The 22,549-nt window shown below is 72.8% G+C and carries 20 protein-coding genes; 9 read left to right on the forward strand and 11 right to left on the reverse strand.

Going from position 1 to position 22,549, the window contains the following annotated elements:
- Position 1 precedes the first annotated feature (1 nt).
- From ACZ7DL_RS27075 to ACZ7DL_RS27090, 4 genes are read right to left on the reverse strand one after another with little or no spacing between them, the layout of a single operon-like run.
- Positions 2–781: a CDP-alcohol phosphatidyltransferase family protein gene (locus tag ACZ7DL_RS27075; RefSeq protein WP_470777869.1), complete on the reverse strand. Its 780-nt coding sequence runs from the start codon at positions 779–781 to the stop codon at positions 2–4.
- A complete protein-coding gene (locus ACZ7DL_RS27080) occupies positions 759–1,820 on the reverse strand; it encodes an iron-containing alcohol dehydrogenase family protein (protein WP_470777871.1) in 1,062 nt (353 codons plus the stop codon). Before ACZ7DL_RS27080 ends, ACZ7DL_RS27075 begins: the two co-directional genes overlap by 23 nt.
- On the reverse strand, positions 1,808–2,560 hold the full coding sequence (locus ACZ7DL_RS27085) for a phosphocholine cytidylyltransferase family protein (protein ID WP_470777873.1): 753 nt from the start codon (positions 2,558–2,560) through the stop codon (positions 1,808–1,810). Before ACZ7DL_RS27085 ends, ACZ7DL_RS27080 begins: the two co-directional genes overlap by 13 nt.
- Positions 2,557–4,410 (reverse strand): DUF5941 domain-containing protein, encoded by a 1,854-nt coding sequence (locus ACZ7DL_RS27090; RefSeq protein WP_470777874.1) that lies wholly within the window; start codon positions 4,408–4,410, stop codon positions 2,557–2,559. Before ACZ7DL_RS27090 ends, ACZ7DL_RS27085 begins: the two co-directional genes overlap by 4 nt.
- A 266-nt stretch (positions 4,411–4,676) precedes the next feature.
- On the opposite strand from ACZ7DL_RS27090, the gene galE reads away from it, so the two are divergent.
- The 3 genes from galE to idi all read left to right on the forward strand — a co-directional run bounded on the left by galE (position 4,677) and on the right by idi (position 7,497).
- A complete protein-coding gene (gene galE / locus ACZ7DL_RS27095) occupies positions 4,677–5,648 on the forward strand; it encodes a UDP-glucose 4-epimerase GalE (RefSeq protein WP_470777876.1) in 972 nt (323 codons plus the stop codon).
- 140 nt (positions 5,649–5,788) lie between these two features.
- Positions 5,789–6,730 carry a cation diffusion facilitator family transporter gene (locus ACZ7DL_RS27100; protein WP_470777878.1) on the forward strand — a complete coding sequence of 314 codons (942 nt, stop codon included), beginning with the start codon at positions 5,789–5,791 and terminating at the stop codon, positions 6,728–6,730.
- 173 nt (positions 6,731–6,903) lie between these two features.
- Entirely contained in the window at positions 6,904–7,497 is a 594-nt protein-coding gene (gene idi, locus ACZ7DL_RS27105) for an isopentenyl-diphosphate Delta-isomerase (RefSeq protein WP_470777880.1), read from the forward strand.
- Between the two features lie 16 nt (positions 7,498–7,513).
- Here the strand turns inward: idi and ACZ7DL_RS27110 are convergent, their stop codons facing one another.
- A complete protein-coding gene (locus tag ACZ7DL_RS27110) occupies positions 7,514–8,008 on the reverse strand; it encodes an ATP-binding protein (protein ID WP_470777965.1) in 495 nt (164 codons plus the stop codon).
- A gap of 279 nt (positions 8,009–8,287) precedes the next feature.
- On the opposite strand from ACZ7DL_RS27110, the gene ACZ7DL_RS27115 reads away from it, so the two are divergent.
- The gene (locus tag ACZ7DL_RS27115; RefSeq protein WP_470777881.1) at positions 8,288–9,043 is read left to right on the forward strand and encodes an enoyl-CoA hydratase/isomerase family protein; all 756 of its coding nucleotides are present in this window, start codon (positions 8,288–8,290) and stop codon (positions 9,041–9,043) included.
- Here the strand turns inward: ACZ7DL_RS27115 and ACZ7DL_RS27120 are convergent.
- Together ACZ7DL_RS27120 and ACZ7DL_RS27125 are read right to left on the reverse strand one after the other, a co-directional pair.
- On the reverse strand, positions 9,035–9,664 hold the full coding sequence (locus ACZ7DL_RS27120; protein WP_470777883.1) for a DJ-1/PfpI family protein: 630 nt from the start codon (positions 9,662–9,664) through the stop codon (positions 9,035–9,037). The genes ACZ7DL_RS27115 and ACZ7DL_RS27120 overlap by 9 nt on opposite strands.
- 36 nt (positions 9,665–9,700) lie before the next feature.
- On the reverse strand, positions 9,701–10,660 hold the full coding sequence (locus ACZ7DL_RS27125; RefSeq protein WP_470777885.1) for a GlxA family transcriptional regulator: 960 nt from the start codon (positions 10,658–10,660) through the stop codon (positions 9,701–9,703).
- Between the two features lie 141 nt (positions 10,661–10,801).
- On the opposite strand from ACZ7DL_RS27125, the gene ACZ7DL_RS27130 reads away from it, so the two are divergent.
- The 3 genes from ACZ7DL_RS27130 (at position 10,802) to ACZ7DL_RS27140 (ending at position 14,227) form a co-directional block, all read left to right on the forward strand.
- Positions 10,802–10,933, forward strand: a complete 132-nt coding sequence (locus ACZ7DL_RS27130; RefSeq protein WP_470777887.1) for an LPFR motif small protein — start codon at positions 10,802–10,804, stop codon at positions 10,931–10,933.
- A 103-nt stretch (positions 10,934–11,036) separates the two neighbouring features.
- Entirely contained in the window at positions 11,037–13,466 is a 2,430-nt protein-coding gene (locus tag ACZ7DL_RS27135) for a Tex family protein (RefSeq protein ID WP_470777888.1), read from the forward strand.
- A 185-nt stretch (positions 13,467–13,651) separates the two neighbouring features.
- Entirely contained in the window at positions 13,652–14,227 is a 576-nt protein-coding gene (locus ACZ7DL_RS27140) for a DinB family protein (protein WP_470777889.1), read from the forward strand.
- Here ACZ7DL_RS27140 and ACZ7DL_RS27145 read toward each other — a convergent pair.
- Positions 14,224–15,864 (reverse strand): ABC-F family ATP-binding cassette domain-containing protein, encoded by a 1,641-nt coding sequence (locus ACZ7DL_RS27145; protein WP_470777891.1) that lies wholly within the window; start codon positions 15,862–15,864, stop codon positions 14,224–14,226. The two genes, ACZ7DL_RS27140 and ACZ7DL_RS27145, sit on opposite strands and share 4 nt — an antisense overlap.
- 148 nt (positions 15,865–16,012) lie before the next feature.
- Here ACZ7DL_RS27145 and ACZ7DL_RS27150 point away from each other — a divergent pair, with 148 nt between their 5' ends.
- Positions 16,013–16,927 (forward strand): FAD-dependent oxidoreductase, encoded by a 915-nt coding sequence (locus ACZ7DL_RS27150; protein WP_470777966.1) that lies wholly within the window; start codon positions 16,013–16,015, stop codon positions 16,925–16,927.
- Between the two features lie 456 nt (positions 16,928–17,383).
- Here ACZ7DL_RS27150 and ACZ7DL_RS27155 read toward each other — a convergent pair whose 3' ends face one another.
- Positions 17,384–19,330 (reverse strand): Xaa-Pro dipeptidyl-peptidase, encoded by a 1,947-nt coding sequence (locus ACZ7DL_RS27155; protein WP_470777893.1) that lies wholly within the window; start codon positions 19,328–19,330, stop codon positions 17,384–17,386.
- 177 nt (positions 19,331–19,507) lie between these two features.
- Between ACZ7DL_RS27155 and ACZ7DL_RS27160 the strand changes: the two genes are divergently transcribed.
- Positions 19,508–20,995 carry a M1 family metallopeptidase gene (locus ACZ7DL_RS27160; RefSeq protein WP_470777895.1) on the forward strand — a complete coding sequence of 496 codons (1,488 nt, stop codon included), beginning with the start codon at positions 19,508–19,510 and terminating at the stop codon, positions 20,993–20,995.
- A gap of 115 nt (positions 20,996–21,110) precedes the next feature.
- On the opposite strand, the gene ACZ7DL_RS27165 is transcribed toward ACZ7DL_RS27160, so the two are convergent.
- Both ACZ7DL_RS27165 and ACZ7DL_RS27170 read right to left on the reverse strand, forming a co-directional pair.
- Complete coding sequence (locus tag ACZ7DL_RS27165; RefSeq protein ID WP_470777897.1) at positions 21,111–22,043, reverse strand: adenosine kinase; 933 nt, start codon at positions 22,041–22,043, stop codon at positions 21,111–21,113.
- Positions 22,040–22,528: a macro domain-containing protein gene (locus ACZ7DL_RS27170; protein ID WP_470777899.1), complete on the reverse strand. Its 489-nt coding sequence runs from the start codon at positions 22,526–22,528 to the stop codon at positions 22,040–22,042. The genes ACZ7DL_RS27165 and ACZ7DL_RS27170 overlap by 4 nt, the downstream gene beginning before the upstream one ends.
- Positions 22,529–22,549: the final 21 nt, after the last annotated feature.

The following is a 22,549-nucleotide window of genomic DNA, read 5'->3' on the forward strand; positions in this document are numbered from 1 at the left end:
CTCACTTCAGCCTGCTGGAGGCGAGGATGGACACCAGGTGCAGCAGGGTCTGCAGCATCGCGATGCCCGCGAGGACGGCCGTACCGAGGCGGGTGAAGAACAGGTCGCCGCGGGCCTGGTCCACGAGGGCGAGGACCAGGATGAGCAGCGAGGCCTCGATGCCGAGGATCAGCCGGTGGAACTTCAGCGCCGAGGCGGCCCGCCGGGCCAGCGCCATGCCGGAGGAGCGCAGCTCGGAGGCCGCCTCCTGCACCGGCGGCTTGCCGGTCTGGTGCCGGGCGACACCGACCAGGTCGGTCTCGGCCTTGATCAGGATGGCGCCGAGCGCGGCAAGGGTGCCGAGGAAGGCCCACAGCCAGTCGATACGGCCGCTGCCCCACAGGTCGGCGGCGCGCAGGCCGAGGCCCACGAGGACGGCCGCGTCGGTGAGGTAGGCGCCGACGCGGTCCAGGTAGACCCCGCCGAGCGAGTACTGCTTCTTCCAGCGGGCGATCTCGCCGTCGACGCAGTCCAGCAGCAGGTACAGCTGGGTGGCGACCACACCGAGCACGGCGCCCGCGATCCCCGGCACCAGCAGGGCCGGGGCCGCGAGCACCCCGCAGACGGTCATCAGGTACGTGAGCTGGTTGGGCGTGACCCTGGTGTTCACCAGGTAGCGGTCGACGCGCAGGGACACCTCGCGCATGTAGAGGCGTCCCGCCCAGTGCTCACCGCTGCGCCGGTCCTTCACCCCCGCGGGGTGGACGACCGGACGGAGTTCAGCTACCGATGGCCTTGACATAGTCGGCGTAGATGTCCTTGATCTGGTTCGTCTTGAGGTCGAGGTGTTCGAGGATCGTGTAGCGGCCGGGCCGGGTCTCCGGGGCGAACTCCACCGCGCGGACGAACTCGTCCACCGTGAAGCCGATCTCCTCCGGCAGCACCGGGAGCCCGTGCCGGCGCAGCACCTCGGCCATGTACGCCGACTCCTCGTGGGCGCCGCGCAGGTACATCGCGAAGGCGGCGCCGAGGCCGCACTGCTCGCCGTGGGCGGCTGCCCGCTTGGGGTAGAGCAGGTCGAAGGCGTGGTTGATCTCGTGGCAGGCGCCGGAGGACGGGCGGGAGTCGCCCGACACGGACATGGCGATGCCGGTGAGGACCAGCGCCTCGGCCAGCACCTGGAGGAAGCCGTCGTCGCCGACGCCGCCGGGGTGCCGGAGCACCGCCTCGCCGGCCTGGCGGGCCATGGCGGCGGCGAGGCCGTCGATCTTCTCCCCGTTGACCCGGTTGGCCAGCTCCCAGTCCGCGACCGCGGAGATGTTGGAGATGGCGTCACCGATGCCGGACCGGACGAATCGCACGGGCGCCTCGCGGATCACGTTGAGGTCGATGACCACCGCGATCGGGTTCGGCACGCCGTACGAGCCGCGGCCCGCGTCGTTGTCCAGCGTCGCGACCGGGGAGCACAGACCGTCGTGCGCGAGGTTGGTGGCGACGGCGACCAGCGGCAGGCCCACCCGGGCCGCCGCGAACTTGGCGCAGTCGATGATCTTTCCGCCGCCGAGGCCGACGACCGCGTCGTAGTGGCCGGCCTTTATGTCGCTCGCCAGCCGGACCGCGTCGTCGATGGTGCCGCCGCCGACCTCGTACCAGGTGGCGCCGGGCAGCGAGGGGGCGATCCGCTCGCGCAGCCGGGCGCCGGAGCCGCCGCTGACCGCGATGGCGAGCCGGCCCGACTGGGAGATGCGCTCGTCGGCGAGGACGCAGGCCAGGTCGTCCAGGGCACCCGGGCGGATGTCCACGACGACCGGCGAGGGAATGAGCCGGGTCAGTACTGGCACGCGATCTCCCGTCCACGGGCGAGATCGTCGTGATTGTCGATCTCCACCCACTTGACGTCGCCGATCGGCGCCACGTCGATGCGGAAGCCCCGGTTGACCAGCTCCTGGTAGCCGTGCTCGTAGAACTGCTGGGGGTCGGTCTCCCAGACCGCCTTCAGCGCGTCGGCCAGCTCCGGCGCGGCGTCGCCCTCGATCAGGGTGACGCCGATGTACTCGCCGGTGGCCTCGGCCGGGTCCATCAGCTTGGTGATCTTCGTCATGCCCTTCTCGGGGTCGACGACGACCTTCATCTCCTCGTCGGCCAGGTTCTTCACCGTGTCCAGGGCGAGGATGATCTTCTTGCCCTCGCCGCGCGCGGCGAGCAGCGTCTTCTCGACGGAGACCGGGTGCACGGTGTCGCCGTTGGCGAGGATCACGCCGTCCTTGAGGGCGTCACGGCCGCACCACAGGGAGTAGGCGTTGTTCCACTCCTCGGCCTTGTCGTTGTCGATGAGGGTGAGCTTGAGGCCGTACTTCGCCTCCAGCGCCGCCTTGCGCGCGTACACGGCCTCCTTGCGGTAGCCGACGATGATCGCGACCTCGGTCAGCCCGATCTCGGCGAAGTTGCCGAGCGTCAGGTCGAGAACCGTGGGTTCGCCCTCTATGCCCGCGGGCCCCACCGGCACCAGAGCCTTGGGAAGGCTGTCGGTGTAGGGGCGCAGACGCCGTCCGGCGCCGGCCGCCAGCACGAGGCCGATCATGCGGGTTCTCCTTCATCGTGTACGGCGGGCGCGCCGCCCCTGTGGGCGGACACCCAGAAGCGGATGCTCTCGACGAGCACCACCAGGGCGACGGCCACGGCGAGGACCGTGAGCGCGACCTTGAACTGCGAAGCGGTGAGCACCGCGGCCAGCACGGTGACGAGCAGCGTCCGCCCCTCGTGCCCCCCGATGGTGCGCCCCAGCCAGGCCGGGGGCGCACCGGCGTTGCCGCGGATGCGGTACACCGTGTCGTAGTGATGGTAGGCGACGGCGGCCACCAGGCCGAAAGCCGCAGGGAGGGCGCCGTTTACCCCGGCTTTACTCGCCAGGGCGAGGACGGTGCCGTACTCGGCGGCCCTGAAGAGCGGGGGGACGAGCCAGTCGAGGGCGCCCTTGAGGGGGCGGGCGGCGGTGCCGGCGAGGGCGGCGAAGGCGACGTAGAAGACGGCGCACACGACGGTCACCCGGCTGCCGTAGGGGGCGAGCCAGGCGGCGAGAAGGATCGCGGCGGTGCCCGTCACCGCCGAGACCAGCGGGGCCCGCAGGGGCAGCGCGACGCGGCTCAGCGCCTGGGCGAGCGGGCCGTTGTCCGCGAGGTCCGCCAGGGCCCTGGCCGCGCGGTCGGTCCGCTGCGCCTTACGGGTCAGGGACCGCAGCACCCGGCCCGCCGTCGTGTACGTCGCCGCGAAGGCGCAGCCGATGAGCAGCGCGTAGAAGGTGATCCGCGGGGTCGTGACCGCTGTGAGGACGGCGATCATCGCCCAGCGCTCGCCGATCGGCAGCACGATCATGCGGCGCACCCAGACCGTCCAGCCGACGCTGTCGAGCTTGTCGGAGAGGGCGGCGGTGGGGCTGGTGTTCGCGGTGGCGGCAGGGTCTCCGGCGTTCGCCTCGTTGAAGGAGAAGTCGACCACGTGCCGGCAGGTCTGGAGGATCATCGCGCCCAGGGCGAGGGCCCACACGTCGTCGCCGCCGCGGGCCGCGCCGAGGGCGAGGCCGGCGTAGTAGGCGTACTCCTTGGCCCGGTCGAAGGTGGCGTCCAGCCAGGCGCCGAGGGTGGAGTACTTCAGGGCGTAGCGGGCGAGCTGGCCGTCGGTGCAGTCCAGGACGAAGGACGCGATGAGCAGCACACCGGCCGCGATGAAGCCGCCCCGGGTGCCGGTGGCCGCGCAGCCGGCCGCGATCAGGGCCGTGAGCAGCGAGGCCGTGGTGACCTGGTTCGGGGTGAGGCCGCGGCGGGCGCACCAGCGCGCGATGTAGCGCGAGTAGGGGCTGATGAAGAACGTCGTGAAGAAGCCGTCGCGGGCCTTCACGGCCGACTTCAGGCGTACGGCCTCGTCGTCGACGGCGGAGACGGCCTGCCGGGCCTCGTTGCGGGCCTGCGGGTCGGCGGGCACGGTGGCGACCAGGCTGCCCAGCTCGGGCCGGTGCACCGCGCCGCCGTCGGCGTCGGCGTCGAGAGCGGCGGCGACGTGGTCGGCGAGGCTGTCCACGGCGAGCGCGGGGGCGCCGCCCTCGGCTCCGCGGGCCGCGGCCGTACCGCCGCTCGCGGAGGTCTCGCGGGCCACGGCCCGGGTGAGGGCCTGCCGGGCGGCCGGCTGAGCGGTGACGGCGCCCGGGACGGCGGCGAGCGGGAAGCGCGGGTCGGTCAGGCCGAGGCGCAGCGCGTGCACGTGCCCGACGAAGCGGGCGTCCACCAGGGCCACGCGCCGGTCGGCCGGCACGGCCGCGAGCTGGGCCTCCGTCTCGGCGGCGTCGGCGGCCACACGCACGTCGAAGCCGAGGGACCGCAGATCGTTCTCGAGTGACGATCCGGGCACCGGCTGACCGGTGACGATGGCGGTCGACAACCGAACTCACTCCCTGGGTGCCGGCGCGCGGGCGCCGGTCTTCTGCGTGGTGGGGCGCCCCTGCCTGCGGCACCCGGGCGGCATGTCGGCAGAGGCTATCGGATGGGCCGGAGCCCGTGTTCACCGGCCGTTCACGGCCCGGCCCACGGGGGCTGCCCCGGCCTTTGCCGCGATCATCATCGGGGATCCGGGGCCCGGCCCACAAACCCATGGGGGCAGACCCGGGCAACCGGGACAGCGGGCGGCTCGGCATAGGGTGGGCGACCATGACGTGGCTGATCACCGGCGGAGCCGGATACATCGGGGCGCATGTGGCACGGGCCATGGCGGGCGCCGGGGAGAGCGTGGTGGCGCTGGACGACCTGTCGGCCGCCGTGCCCGCGCGGCTCCCGGCGGACGTCCCGCTCGTCCAGGGCTCGACGCTCGACGGGCCGCTGCTGAAGCGGGTCTTCGCGGAGTACGACGTGACGGGCGTCGTCCACCTCGCCGCGCGCAAGCAGGTCGCGGAGTCGGTGGCCCAGCCCACCCGCTACTACCGGGAGAACGTGGGCGGCCTGGCCACGCTGCTGGACGCGGTCGGGGAGGCGGGCATCGGCCGGCTGCTGTTCTCCTCGTCGGCGGCGGTGTACGGCAACCCGGACGTGGACCTGATCACCGAGGACACCCCGTGCGCCCCGGTGAACCCGTACGGCGAGACCAAGCTGGCCGGGGAGTGGCTGGTGCGGGCGGCCGGGCGGGCGCACGGAATCTCCACGGTTTGCCTGCGCTATTTCAACGTGGCGGGGGCGGCGGCGCCGGAGCTGGCGGACACGGGTGTGTTCAACATCGTGCCGATGGTCTTCGACCGGCTCACCCGCGACGAGGCCCCGCGGATCTTCGGCGACGACTATCCGACGCCGGACGGCACCTGCATCCGGGACTACATCCACGTCGCCGATCTCGCGGAGGCCCACCTGGCGGCGGCCCGGCGGCTCGCCGGCCAGGACTCCGCGGGCGATCTGACGCTGAACATCGGCCGGGGCGAGGGCGTCTCGGTGCGCGAGCTGATCACGGTGATCGGGGAGGTCACCGGGGATCACCGGGCGCCCGTGGTGGAGGGCCGCCGCCCGGGGGACGCGCCGCGCGCGGTGGCCTCGGCCGAGCGGGCCGCGCAGACGCTCGGCTGGCGGGCCGGGCGCGGGGTGCGGGAGATGGTCGAGTCGGCCTGGGCGGGCTGGCGGCTGCACCACGGCGGCTGACCGAACAGGCCGACCACCCCTGACCTGCGGAACGTTTCCGCAGGTCAGGGCAGATGACAACGGTGTTCAGTACCGCGTTGCCCCATACCCCCCGCCCGTAGTTGACTGGCCTTCCGGAGGGCACACGGAAGGCGGTAGTCATGGGGGCAGGGCACGACCACGGGCACGCGCACTCCCACGCGCCGGCCACGGGTACGGCCACGGCCGCGTACCGGGGCCGGCTGCGGATCGCGTTGGGCATCACGCTCACGGTCATGGTGGTGGAGATCGTCGGCGGTCTGGTCGCGGAGTCGCTCGCGCTGATCGCGGACGCGGCCCACATGGCGACCGACGCGGTGGGCCTCGGCATGGCCCTGCTGGCGATCCACTTCGCGAACCGGCCGCCGAGCACCAACCGCACCTTCGGCTACGCCCGCGCCGAGATACTCGCGGCCCTGGCCAACTGTCTGCTGCTGCTCGGCGTCGGCGGATACGTGCTGTACGAGGCGGTCCAGCGGTTCGTCGAGCCGGTGCCCACCCGGGGCGCCCTGATGGTCGGGTTCGGCCTGGTCGGCCTGGTCGCGAACTGTGTCTCCCTGGTGCTGCTGATGCGCGGCCAGAAGGAGAGCCTGAACGTGCGCGGCGCCTTCCTGGAGGTGGCGGCCGACGCGCTGGGCTCGGTGGCGGTGCTGATCTCGGCGGCGGTGATCCTGACCACCGGCTGGCAGGCGGCGGACCCGGTCGCCTCGCTGGTCATCGGGGTGATGATCGTGCCGCGGACCCTGAAGCTGCTGCGCGAGACGCTGGACGTGCTGCTGGAGGCGGCGCCCAAGGGCGTCGACATGGCCGAGGTCCGGGCGCACATCCTGGAGTTGGACGGCGTGGAGGACGTACACGACCTGCACGCCTGGACGATCACCTCGGGCATGCCGGTGCTGTCGGCGCACGTGGTGGTCAGCTCCGAGGTGCTGAACGCCATAGGCAACGAGAAGATGCTGCACGAGCTCCAGGGCTGCCTGGGCGACCACTTCGACGTGGAGCACTGCACGTTCCAGCTGGAGCCGGGCGGCCACGCGGAGCACGAAGCGCGGCTGTGCCACTGACCGTACGCACTCCCGTTCGGCGCACCCTCGGACGGTTCCCGGCCGCGGTCGCCGGGCACGATGATCTACCGGGTCCGACTTCCGGTGCCGCGCCGCGCGGGCATGTGGACGTGCCGGGAGTGCCGGATCCGTACGGCAGACTTGGGGTGCGAAGACCGAGGCGAAGGATGGGTATGCCGATCACACCTGCCACCGCGACGCACAGCTCGTCGGAGGGCACCGCAGAGGCGATTTTGCTGGAACTGGTCGACGAGAAGGGTGTGACGATCGGTACGGCGGAGAAGCTCGCCGCCCATCAGCCGCCCGGGCAGCTCCACCGGGCGTTCTCCGTCTTCCTCTTCGACGAGCAGGGCCGGCTGCTGCTCCAGCAGCGGGCGCTCGGCAAATACCACTCCCCCGGTGTGTGGTCCAACACGTGCTGTGGTCACCCGTACCCCGGTGAGGCGCCGTTCGCGGCGGCGGCCCGGCGCACCTTCGAGGAGCTGGGCGTGTCGCCGTCGCTGCTCGCCGAGGCCGGCACGGTCCGCTACAACCACCCGGACCCGGTCTCGGGCCTGGTGGAGCAGGAGTACAACCACCTGTTCGTCGGTCTGGTGCAGGCGCCGCTCACGCCGGACCCGGAGGAGGTCGCCTCGACCGTCTTCGTGACGGCGGCCGAGCTGGCCGAGCGGCACGCCCGGGAGCCGTTCTCGTCCTGGTTCATGACCGTGCTGGACGCGGCCCGCCCGGCGGTCCGCGAGCTGACGGGCCCGTCCGCGGGCTGGTGACCCTTTCCCGGTCCGGTTACGAGAGCGCCGCGGGCTTGAGCGGCAGGGCGGCCCAGATCACCTTGCCGCCGCTCGCGGTGTGCTCCACATCGACCACTCCGCCCGCCTCCCGGGCCACCTCGCGGACCAGGAGCAGTCCCCGGCCGCCGGTCTGACCGTGGTCGGCCTCCAGTGCGGTGGGGCGGTAGGGGTGGCTGTCCTCCACGGACACCCGCACCCACTCGGCTCCGACGGCGACCTCGAGGGCCAGCGTCGGCGACAGCAGCGCCGCGTGCCGGACCGCGTTGGTGACCAGTTCGGAGACGATCAGCAGCAGGCCGTGGACCAGGTCGTCGGAGACCGGCACGCCCTGGCGCAGCAGCAGGTCCCGGACCGCGTGCCGGGCCTGCGGGACAGAGGCGTCCACCGCCGCCGCGGTGAACCGCCAGACGCCTTCGTACGGCAGTGGATCCGGCGGCCGTTCGCCGCTCCCCGCTGGGCTCGGGTCGTCCCCGCGCCCGTGGTTGTCCATCGTCCGGTCGCCACCCTCACGCTCGATTGTCACCACACGTCGAGTGTTGGTAACGATCCGCTCGGTTCCGCATGCCTGAACACAAGTCAGCGGGTATCGAGCGGTTTCTGACCGAATGCGTATGACCCGGTCGCGGTCGGGACTGTTCCTGTTGCCCGGGCGCCGGTTCGCGAACTAGTCGGGTTGTACGGGTTCGGCCTCCCCGGAGCACGGGACGCCGTGACGCACCTCGCCCCTCCGCCCCGGGCCGCGAAGACGCCCTCCGATACGATCCGCCGCATGGAGCCCCAGCTGTCCCACCAGGTCACCGACTCCGTCGCCACCGTGGTCATCCGTCATCCCGCCAAGCGCAACGCCATGACGGCGGCCATGTGGCGGGCCCTGCCTCCGCTGCTGGAGACGCTGGCAGCCGACCCGGGCGTACGCGCGCTGGTGCTGACCGGTGAGGGCGACACGTTCTGCGCGGGCGCCGACATCTCCACGCTCCGGGGCTCGCCGGAGGAGGCACAGAGCCTCGCGGTGGCGGCCGAGGAGGCCCTGGCCGCGTTCCCCAAGCCGACCGTCGCCGCGGTGCGCGGGCACTGCGTCGGCGGTGGGGCGCAGCTCGCGGCGGCCTGCGATCTGCGCCTGGCGGAGGACGGGGCGCTGTTCGGGGTGACGCCGGCACGGCTCGGCATCGTCTATCCGGCCTCCTCGACCCGCCGGCTGGTGTCCCTGGTCGGCCCGGCCACGGCCAAGTACCTGCTGTTCACGGCCGAGTTGATCGACACCGGGCGGGCGCTGCGCACCGGCCTCGTGGACGAGGTGCTGCCCGGGGGAGAACTGGACAAGCGGATCGTGGAGCTGGCCCGGGTCCTCGTGTCCCGCTCGCAGCTCACCCAGGCCGCCGCCAAGGAGTTCGCGGCCGGCCGCACCGACCGGGACGCCCACTGGACCGCTCAGGCGCGCGGCAGCGGCGACGCCGCGGAGGGAGTCGCCGCGTTCCTGGAGCGCAGGCAGCCACGCTTCACCTGGACCGTGACCGCGTCAGGCTGAAGCGGCCCCGGCACGCCACTTCTCGACCAGGTGCGCCGGTGCCTTCCGCGGAGAACCGGCGTCGTACGGCGGTTGGGGGTCGTACTCGGTCAACAGCTGGACGGACTGGGCGACGTCGTCCCCGGCGATGGTGCCGAGCAGCGTGAGTCCCATGTCGATGCCGGACGACACGCCCGCCGCGGTGACGTACTTGCCGTCCACGACCACCCGCTCCCCCGTCGGCTCGGCCCCGAAGCCGCGCAGTTGCTCCAGGGCCAGCCAGTGCGAGGTGGCACGGCGGCCCCGCAGCAGCCCGGCGGCGGCCAGCAGCAGTGAGCCCGTGCAGACCGAGGTGGTCCACACGCTGGTGGCGTCGGCCGCGCGCACCCAGTCCAGCAGGACGGGGTTGTCCATCTGCTGCGCCTGGCCGGGGCCGCCGGGCACGATCACGATGTCCGGGGACGGTACGTCGGCAAGGGTCCGGTCGGCGGTGAGCGCCAGGTTCCCGGTGTCGGTGCGGACGGGCCCGGTGCGCTCGGCGACGAACACGGTCTCGGAATCCGGAAGCCGGCCGAGCGTCTCGTAGGGGCCGACGGCGTCGAGGGCGGTGAAGCGGTCGTAGAGGACGACGGCGATCTGCATGGGATTCCCTTTCCTCAGGGCGGCGCTGACGGCGGATCAGGTCACGGGTGCGGGGCGAAAGCGCCGGCGGTACTCGGCCGGGGAGGCGCCGAGGGTGCGCAGGAAGGCGCGGCGCATGGCCTCCGGCGTGCCGTAGCCGCTGGCGCGGGCGATCCGCTCGACGCCGTCGCCGGTGTCCTCCAGCAGGCGGCGCGCGTGTTCGAGGCGGACCCGGTCGACGTACCGGCCGGGTGTCATCCCGGTCTCGGCCTGGAAGGCGCGGGCGAAGTGGCGCGGGGAGAGCGCGGCGCGGGCGGCCAGCGCCTCGACGCCGAGGTCCGCGTCCGGGTGCTCGGTGATCCACTGCTGGACGTCCCGGAGGGGTTCGCGCCGGGCCGTCTGGGCGGCGAGCTGGGCGCTGAACTGGGCCTGGTTGCCCGGCCTGCGCAGGAACACCACGAGGTGGCGGGCGACGCTCAGCGCTGCCTGGCGGCCCAGGTCCTCCTCCACCAGCGCGAGGGCGAGGTCGATGCCCGCGGTGACCCCGGCCGAGGTGGCCACGTGTCCGTCCCGGACGAAGATCGGGTCGGGGTCGACCCGGACGGCGGGGTGGTCCCGGGCGAGTTGCTCGCCGTACGCCCAGTGGGTGGTGACGCGTCGGCCGTCCAGGAGTCCGGCCCGGGCCAGCGGGATGGCGCCGGTGCAGACGGAGACCAGGCGCCGGGCCCGCGGGCCGTGCACCCGCAGCCACTCCACCAGCCGCGGGTCCGGGTCGAGGGTGCCCGCCCCGCCGGGGACCAGCAGGGTGTCGGGATCGGCCGCGTCGGCCAGGGATCCGTCCGGTACGAGGGTCAGTCCGCTGGAGCTGCGTACGGGTCCGCCGTCCAGGGAGGCCGTCCGGATGCGGTACGAGCCGGGGGTGTGCTGTTCGGCACCGGCGAAGACTTCCATGGGTCCGGTGACGTCGAGGCTCTGGAGGCCGTCGAAGACGGTGATGAGCACGGTTCGCTGTGCCATGGCCTCGATTGTTCGCGGGCCCGGGGATGGCCGCAATGACGCCCTTCCCACCTTTTCGGCCATCCGGGGTTCCACGCCGGCGCGCCGAGGTACCCGGGTTCCGGCCCGGTCACCGGGATCGGGCGGAGAGGAGAGGGATCCGTGTTCCGTGCCATCGCAGACGTACTGCGGCAAATCGGCGGGGCCGTGGCCACGGTGGTCACGCTGCCGTTCCGGGCGGTCGCCCGGTTGTTCGGCGGAGCGTCCTCCGCCACGCGCGGGAGCCGGGCCTGACGCCGGGCCCGGCGGCCCGCCGGGCGCCGCCCTGATCCCCGGTTGTCGGTGTCACCTGCCACAATTGCCGCGCAACCTTGAGTGGAGAAGGCGGTACCGGATCGTGACGACACCTGGGTCCCTCGGAGCAGGGTCCATCGAAGGCAGGATCGCCGAGGAGCTCGGCGTACGGGAGCGGCAGGTGAAGGCCGCGGTGGAGTTGCTCGACGGCGGCTCGACGGTGCCCTTCATCGCTCGCTACCGCAAGGAAGCGACCGAGATGCTCGACGACGCGCAACTGCGCACGATCGAGGAGCGGCTGCGCTATCTGCGGGAGCTGGAGGAGCGGCGGACCGCGATCCTGGAGTCGGTACGCGAGCAGGGCAAGCTCACCGAGGAGCTGGAGGCCCGGATCCGGGGCGCCGAGACGAAGGCGCGCCTGGAGGACATCTACCTGCCGTACAAGCCCAAGCGGCGCACCAAGGCGCAGATCGCGCGGGAGGCGGGTCTGGAGCCGCTCGCGGAGGGGCTGCTGGCCGACCCGACGGTCGAACCGCCGGCCGCGGCCGCCGCGTTCGTGGACGCGGACAAGGGCGTCGCCGATCCGCAGGCCGCGCTGGAGGGCGCGCGGGCGATCCTCACCGAGCGGTTCTCCGAGGACGCCGACCTGATCGGCGAGCTGCGCGAGCGCATGTGGGTGCGCGGGCGGCTGGCCGCGAAGGTGCGGGAGGGCAAGGAGGAGGCGGGTGCCAAGTTCGCCGACTACTTCGACTTCGCCGAGCCGTTCACCGAGCTGCCCTCGCACCGCATCCTGGCGATGCTGCGCGGCGAGAAGGAGGAGGTCCTGGACCTCGTCCTGGAGCCGGAGGAACCCACGCAGGGGCCGTCCTCGTACGAGGGGATCGTCGCCGCCCGGTTCGGGATCGCCGACCGGGGCCGGCCGGCCGACAAGTGGCTGACGGACACGGTCCGCTGGGCCTGGCGCACCCGGATCCTGGTGCACCTGGGCATCGATCTGCGCCTCAGGCTGCGCACGGCCGCCGAGGACGAGGCGGTGAACGTGTTCGCGGCGAACCTGCGCGACCTGCTGCTCGCCGCTCCGGCGGGCACGCGCGCGACACTCGGCCTGGACCCGGGTTTCCGTACGGGCGTGAAGGTGGCCGTGGTCGACGCCACCGGCAAGGTGGTGGCCACCGACGTGATCTACCCGCACGTCCCGGCCAACAAGTGGGACGAGGCCCTCGCGAAGCTGGCCCGGCTGGCCAAGGAGCACGCGGTCGAGCTGGTCGCGATCGGCAACGGCACGGCGTCCCGGGAGACCGACAAGCTGGCCGGTGAACTCATCGCGAAGCACCCGGAGCTGAAGCTCACCAAGGTGATGGTGTCCGAGGCGGGTGCGTCGGTGTACTCGGCCTCGCAGTACGCCTCGCAGGAACTGCCCGAGATGGACGTGTCGCTGCGCGGCGCGGTCTCCATCGCCCGGCGCCTTCAGGACCCGCTGGCCGAGCTGGTGAAGATCGACCCGAAGTCGATCGGCGTCGGCCAGTACCAGCACGACCTGTCCGAGGTGAAGCTGTCCCGCTCGCTGGACGCCGTGGTCGAGGACTGTGTGAACGGCGTCGGGGTGGACGTCAACACGGCGTCCGTCCCGCTGCTTGCGCGGGTGTCCGGCATCTCCGCCGGCCTCGCCGAGAACATCGTGACGCACCGGGACGCGAACGGGCCGTTCAGGTCGCGCTCCGAGCTGAAGAAGGTGGCGCGGCTCGGCCCGAAGGCGTACGAGCAGTGCGCGGGCTTCCTGCGCATCCGGGGCGGCGACGACCCGCTGGACGCCTCCAGCGTGCACCCGGAGGCGTACCCGGTGGTCCGCCGCATGGTGAAGACCACGGGCCAGGAGGTGGCGTCGCTGATCGGCAACACGGGCGCGCTGCGCTCGCTGCGCCCGGCCGACTTCGTGGACGACACCTTCGGTCTGCCGACCGTCACGGACATCCTCAAGGAGCTGGAGAAGCCGGGCCGCGACCCGCGTCCCGCCTTCAAGACGGCCACCTTCAAGGAGGGCGTGGAGAAGATCTCCGACCTGTCCGCCGGGATGATCCTGGAGGGCGTGGTCACCAATGTGGCCGCCTTCGGCGCGTTCGTGGACATCGGCGTCCACCAGGACGGTCTGGTGCACGTGTCGGCGATGTCCAAGTCCTTCGTCAAGGACCCGCGCGATGTCGCGAAGCCCGGTGACATCGTCAAGGTGAAGGTCCTGGACATCGACATCCCGCGCAAGCGGATCGCGCTGACGCTGCGTCTGGACGACGAGGCGGCCCCGCAGGGCGAGGGCGGCGGCCGGCAGCAGCGCGGCGGCGGTGCCCGGCCGCCCCAGCAGCGGCAGGGCGGTGGCCAGCGGCAGGGCGGTGGCCAGCGGCAGGGCGGTGGCCAGCGGCAGGGCCGCGGCGGTGACCGTGGCGGTGACCGCGGCGGACGGCAGGCCCCGGCGCCGGCCAACAGCGCGATGGCGGACGCGCTGCGCCGCGCGGGCCTGCTGGACCCGAAGAAGCGCTGACGAGCGGGGCCGGGCCGGGCGACTCACCGGGCCCGGCCCGGCCCCGTGAAGCCGGGGGACGAAAGCCTGTGGCAAAGGTCCCTGGACGGACGCCCGTGGACAAAGCACCTGGTCAAGGTTCGTGGACGAAAGCGCGTGGCCGAAAAAGCCGTGCCAAAAGGTCACCTGATCGTCAGACTCGTCGGATGACGCGATCAGATCCCAAAGCCGACCTGCAGGTGTATCTCCAGGACGCCCGCGATGTACTGCTCTGGAAGCTCGACGGCCTGCCGGAGTACGACATCCGGCGTCCCCTGACGCCCACCGGCACCAACCTGCTGGGCCTGGTCAAGCACCTGGCGGGCGCCGAGGCGCTGTACTTCGGCGCGACCTTCGGCCGGCCCTTCCCCGGTACGCCCCTGTGGATCACCGGCGACGCCGAACCGGACGCGGACCTGTGGGCGCGGGGCGACGAGACCCGGGAGGACATCGTCGGGCGGTACCGGCGGGCATGGGCCCACGCCGACGAGACCATCGCGGCGCTTCCCCTGGACGCGGTGGGCCGGGTGCCGGGCGCGCCGGGCGAGACGACGCTGCACCGGATCCTCACCCACATGGTCGCCGAGACGCAGCGGCACGCGGGACACGCGGACATCGTGCGCGAGCTCGTCGACGGGGCCGTGGGGCAGCGGCCGGACGGCCTGAATGTGGCGCCCCACGACCCGGAACACCTCGGCCGGGTCGAACGGGCCGCGCAGGAAGCCGCCGCGCGCGGGGACTAGCACTCCGTCACCTTGCCGTCCGCCACCTCCAGGCGCCGGGTCACCCGGACCGCGTCCAGCATGCGCCGGTCATGGGTGACCAGCAGCAGGGTGCCCTCGTAGGCGTCGAGGGCCGACTCCAGTTGCTCGATGGCCGGCAGGTCCAGGTGGTTCGTCGGCTCGTCCAGGACGAGGAGGTTGACGCCCCGGCCCTGGAGCAGGGCGAGCGCGGCGCGGGTGCGTTCGCCCGGCGAGAGGGTCGCGGCCGGGCGCAGCACATGGCCGGACTTCAGGCCGAACTTGGCCAGCAGGGTGCGGACGTCCGCCGGTTCGGTGTCGGGGACGGCCGCGCAGAAGGCGTCGAGCAGGCTCTCGGGGCCGTGGAACAGCCTGCGGGCCTGGTCGACCTCGCCGACCAGGACACCGGAACCGAGGGCCGAGTGGCCGGAGTCGAGCGGGATCCGGCCCAGCAGCGCGCCGAGCAGGGTGGACTTCCCGGCGCCGTTGGCCCCCGTCACCGCGATCCGGTCCGCCCAGTCGATCTCCAGCGACACCGGTCCGAAGCCGAAGTCGCCGCGCCGGACCTCGGCGTCCCGCAGCGTCGCCACGACCGCGCCCGAGCGCGGGGCCGACGCGATCTCCATCCGCAGCTCCCACTCCTTGCGCGGCTCCTCGACCGTCTCCAGGCGCTCGATCATGCGCTGGGTCTGCCGGGCCTTGGCGGCCTGCTTCTCGCTGGCCTCGCTGCGGAACTTGCGGCCGATCTTGTCGTTGTCGCCACCCGCCTTGCGCCGGGCGTTCTTCACGCCCTTGTCCATCCAGGACCGCTGCATCTGGGCGCGCTCCTGGAGGGCGGCCTTCTTGTCGGCGTACTCCTCGTAGTCCTCGCGGGCGTGCCGGCGGGCCACCTCCCGCTCCTCCAGGTACGCCTCGTAGCCGCCGCCGAAGAGGTTGATCTGCCGCTGGGCGAGGTCGAGTTCGAGGACCTTGGTGACCGTGCGGGTGAGGAACTCGCGGTCGTGGCTGACGACGATCGTGCCCGCGCGCAGGCCGGTCACGAACCGTTCCAGTCGCTCCAGGCCGTCGAGATCGAGGTCGTTGGTGGGCTCGTCCAGCAGGAAGACGTCGTAGCGGGACAGGAGCAGGGAGGCGAGGCCGGCGCGGGCCGCCTGGCCGCCGGAGAGGGCGGTCATCGGCTGGTCCAGGCCGACGGCCAGGCCGAGGGAGTCGGCGATCTCCTCGGCGCGCTCCTCCAGGTCGGCGCCGCCGAGACCGAGCCAGCGCTCCAAGGCGTTCGCGTAGGCGTCGTCGGCGCCGGGCGCGCCGTCGACCAGCGCCTGGGTGGCCTCGTCCATGATCCGCTGGGCCTGCGCGACACCGGTGCGGCGGGCCAGGAACTCCCGGACGCTCTCCCCCGGCCTGCGCTCCGGCTCCTGCGGCAGGTGACCGACGGTCGCGGCCGGCGGGGAGACCCGGATCTCGCCCTGCTCGGGGGCGGTCAGCCCGGCGAGCATGCGCAGCAGGGTCGACTTGCCCGCGCCGTTGGCGCCGACCAGCCCGATCACCTCGCCCGGCGCGACGACCAGGTCGAGCCCGGCGAACAGGGAGCGGTCGCCGTGCCCGGCGGCGAGGTTCTTGGCAACGAGTGTGGCAGTCATCAGGACGCCGATCCTAATGGCGGCGCACGCGCGTCTCCGCCACGTTTCTCCGCCGGTCACCGCCGCGGGACGCGTCCTTCGCCCGGCCTGACGCAACCGGCCGGGCAGGGCCTATCGTCCTGGCGTGGACAGTGTGCCGAGTGACGAAGTGATCGTGGTCGGAGGCGGGATCGCCGGGCTGACGACGGCCGTGCTGCTGGCCGAGTCCGGGCGGCGGGTACGGGTCTGGACGCGGGAGCCGGCCGAGCGGACGACGTCGGCGGTCGCCGGCGGTCTGTGGTGGCCGTACCGCATCGAACCGGAGCCGCTGGCCGGCGCCTGGGCGCTGGAGTCCCTCGCGGTGTACGAGGAGCTGGCGGAGAGGCCGGAGGAGACGGGGGTACGCCTGGTGGACGGCGTCCACCACGGGACCCGGCTGGACGAGCTGGGCGCATGGGCGGGCCGGGTGCCGGGGCTGCGGGCGGTGGCCGGGGGGCTGGCGGCGCGGCTGCCGGTGATCGACATGCCGGTGCATCTGGACTGGCTGCGGGAGCGGCTGGTGAAGGCGGGGGGCGCGGTGGAGGTCCGCGAGGTGACCGATCTGGCCGCCGTGCCGGCCGCCGTGGTGGTGAACTGCACGGGGCTCGGGGCGCGTTCCCTGGTGCCGGACCCGGCGGTGCGTCCCGTGCGCGGGCAGCTGGTCGTGGTGGAGAACCCGGGCGTCACCAGCTGGTTCACCGCGGTCGACCACTCCTCGGCCGCCTCCACCTACTTCATTCCGCAGCCGGGCCGGCTGCTCCTGGGCGGCACGGCCGAGGAGGACGACTGGTCCCTGGAACCGGACCCGGCGACCGCCGCGGCGATCATCGCCCGGTGCGCCGCCGTCCGCCCGGAGATCGCCGGGGCACGGCCGCTCGCCCACCGCGTGGGCCTGCGGCCGTCCCGCGAGGCGGTACGACTGGAACACCGGCCCCTGCCGGACGGAAGGACACTGGTCCACAACTACGGGCACGGCGGGGCGGGCATCACGGTGGCCTGGGGATGCGCACGGGAGGCGACGGCGCTGGCATTTCCGGCAGGCTGAGCGGTCGCGGCGGGCGGGGGTGCTGCCCGCCGCTTGAGCGGTCAGAGGGCGGGGGTTGTTTCCGGGCGGCTTGGGCGATCAGTCGCGGCAGGACGGGGTGGCGTTCCCGGCGGCGTCGATGCTTCCCGGCTCCCGAGCGATAGGACGGACCGCACGGCAACCCCCGAGGGGCGCGGGGAACTGCGCGACCGGCCCAGGGCGGCCCGCGGCCGGACACCAGGACCAGTCACCCCGGACCGCCACCGCACGCCCCCTCCGCAGACCCGCCGGGGGCCGGAGCGGCGTTACCGACGACCCGAGCGATCGGACGGACCGCATGGCAACCCCCGAGGGGCGCGGGGAACTGCGCGACCGGCCCAGGGCGGCCCGCGGCCGGGCGCCGGGGCCGGCCATCCCGGACCGCCGCCGCACGCAACCGCAGGCGGCCGGGGCCTGTGGTCCCGGCCGCCCGAGCGGTCAGCCGGCCGGGATGTGCCGGACGGCGCGCGGCACCCGGAGGCCGTCCAGGACCGTCGGCGCGGGGGCCGTGGCGCTGCCCGAGGTGGCCCGGTCGAACGCGGCCGCACCGCCCACCAGCGGCACCTTCGCCGTCGTACGGGAGAGATCCACGGTCAGCGTCGGCGTGGTGGACGGAGGATCGACGAGGTCCTTGTCCGTGCCGGCGACGATCAGCGCCAGCCGGTGCCCCGCGGGAACGACGTGGTCGGTGGCCGCGAGGTCGAGGGTGATCGTGTACGCCCGGCCCGGGGTGAGCGGGGCGCCCTTGGCCGGCCAGGCGTAGTGGCCGAGGTCGGCCCAGCCGCGGCTGACCACGGTGTAGTCGACGGCGGCCGTCCTGGCCTTGGTCTCCTTGAAGCAGGCGCTGTCCCCGGCCGTGCTCTCGCCCCAGCAGGTGCGGTCGGTGAGGGTGGTGATGCCCTCGGCGCTGTCGGCGTAGTCACGGATGGTGTCCGGGCCGATGTCGACCAGGACGGCGGACAGGTGGGCGGACGCCGTGGTCGGGGTCGCGGTGACCGTGACCCTGGATGAGCCGGACAGCCGCACGGCATGGGTGAGCGGTGCGGTGAGGAAGCCGGCCTTCTCCGGGGTGGAGGCGGTGACGTGCGCGGCCCAGTCGGTCTCGCTCAGCCGGGGATCGTCGGTGAAGGTCTCGGTGCCGGCGGCCGGGCGCAGGCCGAGGGTGCCGACGCCGGCCCGGCTGCCGGCGGCCGGGTGCAGGACGGCGGCGCGGGTGCCGTGCGGGGGCCAGGCGGCGGAGGTGACCCACCGGTCGGGGTGGCGTTCGATGTCGGCCATCGGCGCGCGGTCGATGCCGTTGTCGTAGCCGAGGAGTTCGTGGTCGAACCAGCGGTGCAGGGTGTCGACCCAGGCACCGCGCCGGTAGTCGAACGGGTCGACGTGGCCGGTCTGGGAGAGCCAGATCTTCCGCTCGACGCCGTTTTGGGCGAGGGCGTCCCACCACTGGCCGAAGTGCTTGGTGCGGACGTTGAGGTCCTGCATGCCGTGCACCACGAACACGCTGGCGCGCACCTTGGCCGCGTCCTTGACGTAGTCCCGCTCGGTCCACAGCGGGGTCCAGTCGCCGCTGCGCGGGCTGCCGTCGGCGAGCTTCTTCTGTACGGCCGCGCAGTGGGCCTGCGCGTCGGCGCTCTCGACATAGCCGGCCAGCTCGTCGGGGCCGCCGTCGTAGAGCGGGGCGCCCTGGGCGAAGTAGTAGTCGTACCAGGAGGAGATGGCGCTGATCGGAACGATCGTCTTCAGACCCTTGACGCCCGTGGCGGCGACACCGTTGGCGATGGTGCCGTCCCAGCTCTTGCCGATCATGCCGGTGCGGCCGTTGGTCCAGCCGGCCTTCACCGGGGTGCCGCCGGTGCGGCTGGTGTACGCCCTGGCGCGGCCGTTCAGCCAGTCGACGACCGCCTTCGCGGACTGGATGTCGGAGCGGCCGCCGACGTCGACACAGCCGTCGGAGCGGTTGGTGCCGGCGAGGTCGACGCCGACGAAGGCGTAGCCGCGGGGCACGAAGTAGTTGTCGTAGAACAGCGGCATCTGGACGACACGGCCCTGCGCGTCGTACGTCTTGCGCTGGCTCTCGTTGCCGCGCCCGCAGCAGGAGTAGTACGGGCTGGCGTCCATGATGACCGGCACCTTGCGGCCCTGCCGGGCCGGTTCGGCGGGGCGGACGATGTCGGCGGCGACACGGTCGCCGTGTCCGTCGCCGTCCGCGTCGAGGCCCGTGTCCACCCACACGGACTCGCGGATGGCATGGGCGTAGGAGTAGACGGGTTCGCTCTCGCGGGGCGCGGCCTGGGCGGCGGCCGGGGCGAGGAAGGCGGCCGTCAGGGTGGCGACGGCCGCGGTCACGAGCGTTCTCCAGATCGTGAAGCGCGTGCGTTTCGGCATGCGCGGACGGTACTCCGGTCAACTGCCGTACAGAAGAAGGCCACACGGGGCTCGTGACGGCTGAATGGCGATCGTGTGACAGCAGGTGCCATGGACAGGTCAGGAGCACCAGGGACTGAATAGGCTCCGAACAGACCACTCCGAACGGACTGACAGTCCCGACGACTTGGAGCTGACGTGCACCGCAGAATCATCGCGCCGGGCGCACTGGCGGCGGCCTCCGTCCTGCTGGCGATCCCGGCATCGGCCGCGAGCTACTCCCCCGGCGCACCGGGCATCGGCGATCCCTACTACCCGTACTACGGCAATGGCGGCTACGACGTCTCGCACTACGACCTGAGGCTTCAGTACCAGCCGAAGACGGACCAGCTGCAGGGCACGGCGACGATCCTGGCCAAGACCACGCAGGACCTGTCCAGCTTCGATCTGGACTTCCTGCTGGACGTCAGCGAGGTGCGGGTCAACGGCGCCAAGGCGTCCTTCTCGACGTCCGGCCAGCACGAACTGGTCGTCACCCCGAAGACTCCGCTGGCCAAGGGCGCGTCGATCACGGTCGTGGTCCGCTACAGCGGGGTGCCGTCGACGAAGAGCGCCTACGGCTTCACCTCCTGGCACCGCACGCCCGACGGCGGTGTGGCGGCCAACGAGCCCGAGGCGGCCTGGTGGTGGTTCCCGAGCAACGACCACCCGACCGACAAGGCCACCTACGATGTGTCGGTGGCCGTGCCGGACGGCACCCAGGCCATCTCCAACGGTACGCTCCAGTCGACGAGTTCGAAGCTGGGCTGGACCCGCTACAACTGGCGGGAGAACAAGCCGCAGGCCACCTACCTGGCCACGCTCGGTCTCGGCAGGTTCGACATCACCACCGGCACCTCCGACGGCGGGGTGCCTGTCGTCAACGCCTACAGCAAGGACCTCGGCGACAGCGACGGGGCGGCGCGGGCCAGCCTGGAGCGCTCCGGGGAGATCGTGGACTGGCTGAGCGGCTACTTCGGGCCGTATCCGTTCAGCTCGGTGGGCGGCTATGTGCCGAACACCACCACCGGGTACGCCCTGGAGACGCAGACCCGGGTCTTCTACAGCCCGAGGCAGTTCGCGAACGGCTCCAGCACCTCCCTGATCGTGCACGAGCTGGCCCACCAGTGGTACGGCGACTACGTGTCGCTGAAGGGCTGGAAGGACATCTGGATCAACGAGGGATTCGCCCGGTACGCGCAGTGGCTGTGGTCGGAGCACGAGGGCGAGGGCACCGCGCAGCAGCTCGCCGACTACGTGTACGCCTCGCATCCGGCCGACGACGCGTTCTGGACGGTCCGGCCCGGCGATCCGGGCCCGGACGGGCAGTTCGACATCGCCGTGTACGACCGGGGCGCCCTCGCCATCCAGGCGTTGCGCAACGAGATCGGTGACGACGCGTTCTTCGCGATCCTGAAGGGCTGGCCGAAGGAGCACGCCTACGGCAACGCCTCGGTGGCCGACTTCCAGAAGTACGCCGAGCAGGTGTCCGGCAAGCCGCTGGCGACGCTGTTCGACAGCTGGCTGTTCCAGCCGTCCAAGCCGGCCGCTTCCGCCGTCCGCGCCCTGGTGAAGACGGGCACGGCGGTGGCACAGCCGAAGTCCTGGAAGAAGATCGAGGCAACGAACGACGCGCACCGCCACTGACACCTCATGGGTTCGGCCGGGCCGGCAACGCGAGCCCGGCCGACCGCTCAGTCCCGGCCGGCTGTCCTGGCCCGGCCGACCGCTCGCTTTCAGCCAACCGTTCGGGCCCGGCCGGTCACTCGATGCCGGTCGGCTGTTCCGTCTCGACGGCCTGTTCCAGGAGGCCGGCCCGGGTGATCGCGTCCGCGCGGGAGGCCGGGACGGTGCAGGCGTACGCGCCCGCGACCGCTCCGTACCGAGCGCACCGGAGCGGTGGCTCGCCCGCGAGGCGGCCGTAGAGGAACCCGGCGGCGAAGGCGTCCCCCGCGCCGTTGGAGTCCACCACCGGCCCGGGCGGCTCCGCCACCGGTATCCGGGTCAGCTCCCCGCCGGCCAGCAGATACGCGCCCGCGGCACCGGCGGTGGCGACGACGGCCTCGGCCCGGCCCCGCTCGGCGATCCGCCGCACGGTCCGCTCGGGGTCGGCCAGGGCGGCGGCCGACAGGAAGACGACGTCGGCCGCGTAGGCGAACGGCTCGTGGTACGGGTTCTCACCGTCCCAGTCGTGCAGGTCCGTGGAGAGCGGCACACCCGTCTCGCGCAGGACCGGAAGGGCGTCGGCACACGGCTGGGTGATCGTCACATGCACATGCCGGCTCGCGGTGGCCAGCTCGCGCAGGGTCGCCTCGGGGAAGCGGTCGCCGGGGCGGGCGCGGGTCGTGTCGTACAGCGACAGGCGGCGGCCGTCCGGGGCGACGAGGTTGACCGCCCGCTTGGTCCCGGCCGGCTGGGGCAGCGCGGTGAGGGCGATGCCGTGCTCGCGGTGCAGGGCGCGGACCAGGTCGCCCTCGGGGTCGTCGCCGAGCAGATCGAGGTGGTGGGTGCGCAGACCGAGCGCGGCCAGGCCCAGCGCGACGAAGTCGCCGGTCTGCCCGGCACGGGCGCGGATCCCGGAGTCGATCATGTAGCTGTCGGCGTACGGCAAGGGCAGTTCGGGGACCCGGATGATCGTGTCCACGCCGGCACCGCCCAGCACCAGCACATCCGTCGTGTCCGCCTGCACGGTCATCCCCCGCTCTCCCCGTGGTCGTACACCGTCACCCCGATCCCCCGGCGCACCAGGCGCTCGGTGATGAGCGGCTCTACGCGGGACCACTTCCCGCCCGCCAGGCCGCAGCCTATGCGGGGCATGTGCACGGACGCGCCGAGTTCGGTCACTTCGTCGGCGAGGCGGCCGAGGGCGGTGTCGATCGCCTCGTAGCGCACCGGCGCGCCCTTGCTGCCGGTTCTGACGCCGCGCTGGCCGATCATGTTGGCCACCCACAGCTGCGGGCCGACCCGCACCAGCTGGACGGCGCCGAGTCCGAAGTCGTTGCGCGCGCGGTCGCGGTGCCATGCGCGGTACGCCGCCTCGGGCTCCGGCCAGCGCCGGGAGAGCGCCAGGACGAAGCCCTTGCCCCAGCCGCCGATGTCGTTGCAGACATGGGCGATCACCTGGGCGCCCTTGACCGACGGCACGGTGGCGTCACCCCGGACATACGTGATCTCCGACATGACGCCACCGTAGGCGATGCC

This window comes from Streptomyces sp. NPDC036984 (assembly GCF_055607665.1).

Bases quoted from the DNA above. Each gene is read 5' to 3' on its own strand.
- ACZ7DL_RS27170 (WP_470777899.1), bottom strand. From the start codon at position 22,528: ATGTCGGAGATCACGTATGTCCGGGGTGACGCCACCGTGCCGTCGGTC.
- ACZ7DL_RS27140 (WP_470777889.1), top strand. From the start codon at position 13,652: ATGACGCGATCAGATCCCAAAGCCGACCTGCAGGTGTATCTCCAGGAC.
- ACZ7DL_RS27075 (WP_470777869.1), bottom strand. From the start codon at position 781: ATGTCAAGGCCATCGGTAGCTGAACTCCGTCCGGTCGTCCACCCCGCG.
- idi (WP_470777880.1), top strand. From the start codon at position 6,904: ATGCCGATCACACCTGCCACCGCGACGCACAGCTCGTCGGAGGGCACC.
- ACZ7DL_RS27125 (WP_470777885.1), bottom strand. From the start codon at position 10,660: ATGGCACAGCGAACCGTGCTCATCACCGTCTTCGACGGCCTCCAGAGC.
- ACZ7DL_RS27085 (WP_470777873.1), bottom strand. From the start codon at position 2,560: ATGATCGGCCTCGTGCTGGCGGCCGGCGCCGGACGGCGTCTGCGCCCC.
- ACZ7DL_RS27165 (WP_470777897.1), bottom strand. From the start codon at position 22,043: ATGACCGTGCAGGCGGACACGACGGATGTGCTGGTGCTGGGCGGTGCC.
- ACZ7DL_RS27155 (WP_470777893.1), bottom strand. From the start codon at position 19,330: ATGCCGAAACGCACGCGCTTCACGATCTGGAGAACGCTCGTGACCGCG.
- galE (WP_470777876.1), top strand. From the start codon at position 4,677: ATGACGTGGCTGATCACCGGCGGAGCCGGATACATCGGGGCGCATGTG.
- ACZ7DL_RS27110 (WP_470777965.1), bottom strand. From the start codon at position 8,008: ATGGACAACCACGGGCGCGGGGACGACCCGAGCCCAGCGGGGAGCGGC.
- ACZ7DL_RS27145 (WP_470777891.1), bottom strand. From the start codon at position 15,864: ATGACTGCCACACTCGTTGCCAAGAACCTCGCCGCCGGGCACGGCGAC.
- ACZ7DL_RS27120 (WP_470777883.1), bottom strand. From the start codon at position 9,664: ATGCAGATCGCCGTCGTCCTCTACGACCGCTTCACCGCCCTCGACGCC.
- ACZ7DL_RS27100 (WP_470777878.1), top strand. From the start codon at position 5,789: ATGGGGGCAGGGCACGACCACGGGCACGCGCACTCCCACGCGCCGGCC.
- ACZ7DL_RS27115 (WP_470777881.1), top strand. From the start codon at position 8,288: ATGGAGCCCCAGCTGTCCCACCAGGTCACCGACTCCGTCGCCACCGTG.